Source organism: Bartonella sp. AA83SXKL, from assembly GCF_042196965.1.
Taxonomy (GTDB): domain Bacteria; phylum Pseudomonadota; class Alphaproteobacteria; order Rhizobiales; family Rhizobiaceae; genus Bartonella.
The window spans coordinates 1-4261 of the sequence record NZ_JBHIRG010000049.1; the positions used below are offsets into that span (position 1 = coordinate 1).

General features: G+C 37.3%; 5 protein-coding genes and 2 pseudogenes. 5 read left to right on the forward strand and 2 right to left on the reverse strand.

Annotation, left to right across the window (positions count from 1 at the left end):
• A partial coding sequence (locus ACFINO_RS09130; RefSeq protein ID WP_375655503.1) for a hypothetical protein occupies nucleotides 1–383 on the forward strand: 383 nt, incomplete at its 5' end.
• A gap of 582 nt (nucleotides 384–965) precedes the next feature.
• A pseudogene (locus ACFINO_RS09135) lies at nucleotides 966–1418 on the forward strand (Rha family transcriptional regulator); the annotation flags it as partial.
• A 15-nt stretch (nucleotides 1419–1433) separates the two neighbouring features.
• Here ACFINO_RS09135 and ACFINO_RS09140 read toward each other — a convergent pair.
• A complete protein-coding gene (locus tag ACFINO_RS09140) occupies nucleotides 1434–1658 on the reverse strand; it encodes an Arc family DNA-binding protein (RefSeq protein WP_375612370.1) in 225 nt (74 codons plus the stop codon).
• Nucleotides 1659–1733: 75 nt separating this feature from the next.
• On the opposite strand from ACFINO_RS09140, the gene ACFINO_RS09145 reads away from it, so the two are divergent.
• The 3 genes and pseudogenes from ACFINO_RS09145 (at nucleotide 1734) to ACFINO_RS09155 (ending at nucleotide 2966) form a co-directional block, all read left to right on the forward strand.
• Nucleotides 1734–1937, forward strand: a complete 204-nt coding sequence (locus tag ACFINO_RS09145) for an Arc family DNA-binding protein (protein ID WP_004859798.1) — start codon at nucleotides 1734–1736, stop codon at nucleotides 1935–1937.
• Nucleotides 1930–2670 carry a phage antirepressor KilAC domain-containing protein gene (locus ACFINO_RS09150; RefSeq protein ID WP_375655504.1) on the forward strand — a complete coding sequence of 247 codons (741 nt, stop codon included), beginning with the start codon at nucleotides 1930–1932 and terminating at the stop codon, nucleotides 2668–2670. Before ACFINO_RS09145 ends, ACFINO_RS09150 begins: the two co-directional genes overlap by 8 nt.
• Before the next feature lie 17 nt (nucleotides 2671–2687).
• A pseudogene (locus ACFINO_RS09155) lies at nucleotides 2688–2966 on the forward strand (hypothetical protein).
• Nucleotides 2967–3029: 63 nt separating this feature from the next.
• Here ACFINO_RS09155 and ACFINO_RS09160 read toward each other — a convergent pair.
• On the reverse strand, nucleotides 3030–4076 hold the full coding sequence (locus ACFINO_RS09160) for a Fic family protein (protein WP_375655505.1): 1047 nt from the start codon (nucleotides 4074–4076) through the stop codon (nucleotides 3030–3032).
• Nucleotides 4077–4261: the final 185 nt, after the last annotated feature.

Consider the following 4261-nt stretch of genomic DNA (forward strand, 5'->3'; position numbering starts at 1 on the left):
TTAAAGAAAAGGCGACAGCAAGGTTTCTTGAGACAGATATCATTGGTTCTGGAACACCAATACCTCTTAAATTTTTTAAAGTAAACGAAACAAAACGCGGCGTAACTTACACACTGTTTGGAAAGAAAGAAATCTTACCCCATGCTTTTATCAAGGGAGGCAGTTTTCCAAAGCGTGTTGATTTAAAAATGGGAGGGAATGTGTTTCAAAGAGATGACGGAGATCAATTCCCCATTGCAAAACAAGAAGGACCATCAATTGCTAAAGTGATGTCCAAGCCAGAGATTGCAAGTGCTATTGTAAAAGAAGCCAATGAAAGATTAATTGCCAATATACAGTACCAACTTGCTCGTCAAGAATATGCCGCCAACAAGAAAGGCTAGATCATGTTCTCAAGCTTTATCTATATCTTACATATCCTTATGAGTTTAAGCATTACATATTCTTATTGCAATTTAAAAAAAGATCATCATTTATGCTTTGTTTTTTCATAAAAAAAATCAATAAAATCAATGCAAAAGGTACTTCCCAGCGGGTTGGCTTCGTTGCGGGGCGGACGAGCGCGAACTATCGCTAGCGATAGAATTTTCAAATTGACTGTACATTGTACACTTAACTCATTGATAAATAATGATTTCAGTGTGTGTGCTGTACAGTACGCGATTATTTTTAGATAAAAATTATTTTTATTCTTGACATTGTTGCGTTTATATATATTTTCGAATCAGGTGCCTGAAAACACCTTAAAACATCTAGCGGATTGATTGCCGAAATAATCGATCTTCTGTGCATTGCAAAGGCTTTGACTCATTATATGCGACAAGTGTATAATGACCTCATCGGGTGTAGTTACGCTATACAATACCCTTATGGGGAAAGCGTAACGACGGACTAGATGCCGTGTTTTCAGCACCCGATACCTTTTAAAGGTATCAATGAAAACCTCTAACATCTATGAGTTCATAATGAACACTCTTATAAAAATTACAGAAAGTGTTGCTAATAGTGCTACCACTCAGACTATGTCGAGTCGTGAAATTGCGGGGGTATGTAGTAAGAAGCATAAAAATGTTATGCGAGACATTAAACAAATATTTAGCGAGCTCAAATTTGAGCCGGCTAAGTTTTTAAGCAGTTATATTGATGAACAAGGAAAAACATGCCCTTGTTATAATTTACCCAAACGTGAATGTTTAATTCTTGTTTCTGGTTACAGCACTGCTTTACGAGCCAAAATCATTGACCGCTGGCAAGAATTAGAAAAACAGGTAGCCACACCACAAGTTGACTACTCTAAACCGGAGGCATTACTTGGTGTTTTGAATCACTTACAAAGTCAAATAGAGCAGAAAGATCATGTTATTGCAGAATTAGCACCAAAAGCAGAAGCGCTTGAAGGCTTAAAGCGTTCTGAGGGGGCTATGTGTGGCATCTTATTGTTTTTTATTCACGAGTAGTTGTTCAAGGAGCTTTTTGAGATCTTCTGAATTCATTGCCAGTAGGTGATTTAATGTAACGGTAGTGCGGACAGAATCTTCTAAACGAGCAAGAATTTCACCCGTAAGGCTACGATGATTTGCCTCAGCAAGCTCTTCCAATTGATTTTTCAGTTCAATTGGAATGAGAAATTTAAATTGCACACGATCTTTTTTTGTCATGCACCTAAAATATACCTAAAATACACTTGACACAAGGTACCTTTATGGTACTAAATATGTGCATATGGAGGTAAAATGAAAACGATCCAATATAAAATAAATATGCCACATACATTAAAGGAGTGGTTGTTTAATCGGGCGACTGAGAATGATCGCTCTCTTTCATCTGAAATAATTAACATTCTCAAAAAAGAAAAAGCGCTAGAGCATAAGTCCGCAAAAACTCTCTCTAACGCTTTACATCTAACTAACCTGAAAGAGGTCAATTACAATGAATAATAGCACATACTTACCTATCAATAAAGACAAATTAATCAAATTACGAGAAGTCGAAAACGAGCCTCGTGTTCGCGATGTGGATTTAGCAGAAAAATTAGGGTTTGTTCGTACACGTGACGTTAGAAAATTAATTACAAGAAATATGCAAGAAATAGAACGGTTTGGGAGGTGCGCCACTGTGGCGCACGTAATAAAGGGCAATAACGTAACAGAATATTGGCTTAACGAAGAGCAGGCGTTATTGATTGCGACATTATCGAATACAGAAAAATCTTCTCAAGTCCGTTATATGCTTATTAAATTATTTGTTGCATGGCGTAGGGGCGAGATAAAGCAATCCTATGTTCAATCGATTGACTACTCCAGTCCAGCAGTAATGCTTGGTGTCTTAACGCATTTAAAAGATGAAAACGAGCGGAAAGACAATATCATTGCTAAATTAGCTCCAAAAGCAGAGGCTTTGGAAGGTTTAAAACGTTCTGATGGGCTGTTCGGTTTGATAGAAGCAGCAAAGATGTTAGAGGTACGACCAAAGGATTTAACTGATTACTTGCGTAAACATGATTGGGTGTATCGGCGTGCTCCAGGAGCGCCACTGTTACCTTATCAGGACAAGATCAAGAAAGGATTTATGGATTGTCCTGCTATTACCATTCAAAGACCTGATGGTACAGAAAAAGTGCTCCCTTCAACAAAAATTACACCAAAAGGATTAGCTTGTTTGAGAGAATAAATCCATGGAGGTGTGCAATGAATACCAGTATAGACTTCTTATGTGATTTGTGGATGTCATTGTATCAGTTTTCTGATCGTGATGATGTTGAAGATAAGACTTTTAATGCCCTCATTGAGACCATGAATGCAATAGAAGAAGCTGTGATTTAAAAACTTCAAGATGAATCGCCAAATGCACTCAGGATTTTAGCAATGATTACAAATTTTGGGTCTTTAAAACCTCCTCCGATTATGGAGCCTTTGTTGAAAGCTTATGAACCTGATTTGGAGAGCCCCATTAAAAAGGTTGCTTAAGTTCAAAAACAGAACTCTCCTCCCCGTTCTCAAAATGGGGAGGTCTCAATGAGACAATAAAAATTAAGGCAAGCTATACCAAGTTGATCGCCCACCACCATGACGTATCAAAAGACCTTTTTCAACTAATGATGTAAAGGTTGCTTTTAGTGTATTAGAGCTTGCACCAACCTCACGCACCATATCGCGGGTTGTAACACGTCCGTGATTACGCACATAATCAAGAATATTAAGAGCCAATTCAGATAAGGAAAAAAGAGCATTTTTTTCACTCTCTATTTTTATTTCTAATTGGCGTTTTTGTTTTTGTAGAGCACGTAAAAAAAAGAGTATCCAAGGCTCCCAATTGGGTGTTCTAGTATAAATTGTTTTTTGAGTCTGATTCAGAGCTAAGTAATAGCTTTCTTTATTATTCTCAATAATGCTTTCAAGTGATGAATATGGTACATAAACATAACCTTTTTGTAACAAAAGAAGGGTGGTTAAGATACGGCTTAAACGTCCATTTCCATCTTGAAAAGGATGAATAGCTAAAAATGTTACATTAAAAATACCAATCGTAAGTAAAGGATGAAGATCCTTTAATTCATTGGTTTTATTGAACCAAGTAATAAGCTCTTGCATTCGGTATGGTGTATCAAATGGTGTAGCTGTTTCAAAAACAATGCCAACCATTTTCCCTTGAGAATTAAATGCTGCTACATCATTGCGTAAAGTCTTATATTCACCTCGATGTCGTTGATCTTTCTCACTATTACACAAAAGATCACGATGAAGTTGTTTAATATGATTTTCAGTAATAGAAATATCACTCCAAGATTGAAAGATTGTTTCCATAACCTTGGCATAACCGATAACTTCTTGTTCATCACGACTCTTGAAACGTTTAATTTCTAAGTTTACCAAAAGCTGTTCGATTTCGCGGTCTGTTAACTTACTCCCTTCAATGCGTGTAGAAGATCCAATACTTTCAACAGTAGCAATATGGCGAAGGGCGTTCAATCTTTCAGGGGCAAGAGTACCAAGTGCGCGCCATGCCCCTTTGAACTCATCAATTTCAGCAATGAGAGCCAACAATTCTTGTGTAATTTGGAGTGTATCTGTTTTCATACCGGAATATATACCCGATTATACCCGATTGTCAATCATTCGTAACACCGTAAACTCTTACTTCTTATGGCAGAGAAAAAGCAAGGAGCAACTATGAATAAGAAGCATCGTAAGGGTCTATCGGTTCGTGCGTTTGCGAAGAAGATGGGTGTTTCACATAATGCGGTGGTTTCTCGGATAAAGAC

Excerpts from the sequence above, each read along its gene's own strand:
- ACFINO_RS09140 (WP_375612370.1), bottom strand. The coding sequence starts at position 1,658 with ATGACAAAAAAAGATCGTGTGCAATTTAAATTTCTCATTCCAATTGAA.
- ACFINO_RS09145 (WP_004859798.1), top strand. The coding sequence starts at position 1,734 with ATGAAAACGATCCAATATAAAATAAATATGCCACATACATTAAAGGAG.
- ACFINO_RS09150 (WP_375655504.1), top strand. The coding sequence starts at position 1,930 with ATGAATAATAGCACATACTTACCTATCAATAAAGACAAATTAATCAAA.
- ACFINO_RS09160 (WP_375655505.1), bottom strand. The coding sequence starts at position 4,076 with ATGAAAACAGATACACTCCAAATTACACAAGAATTGTTGGCTCTCATT.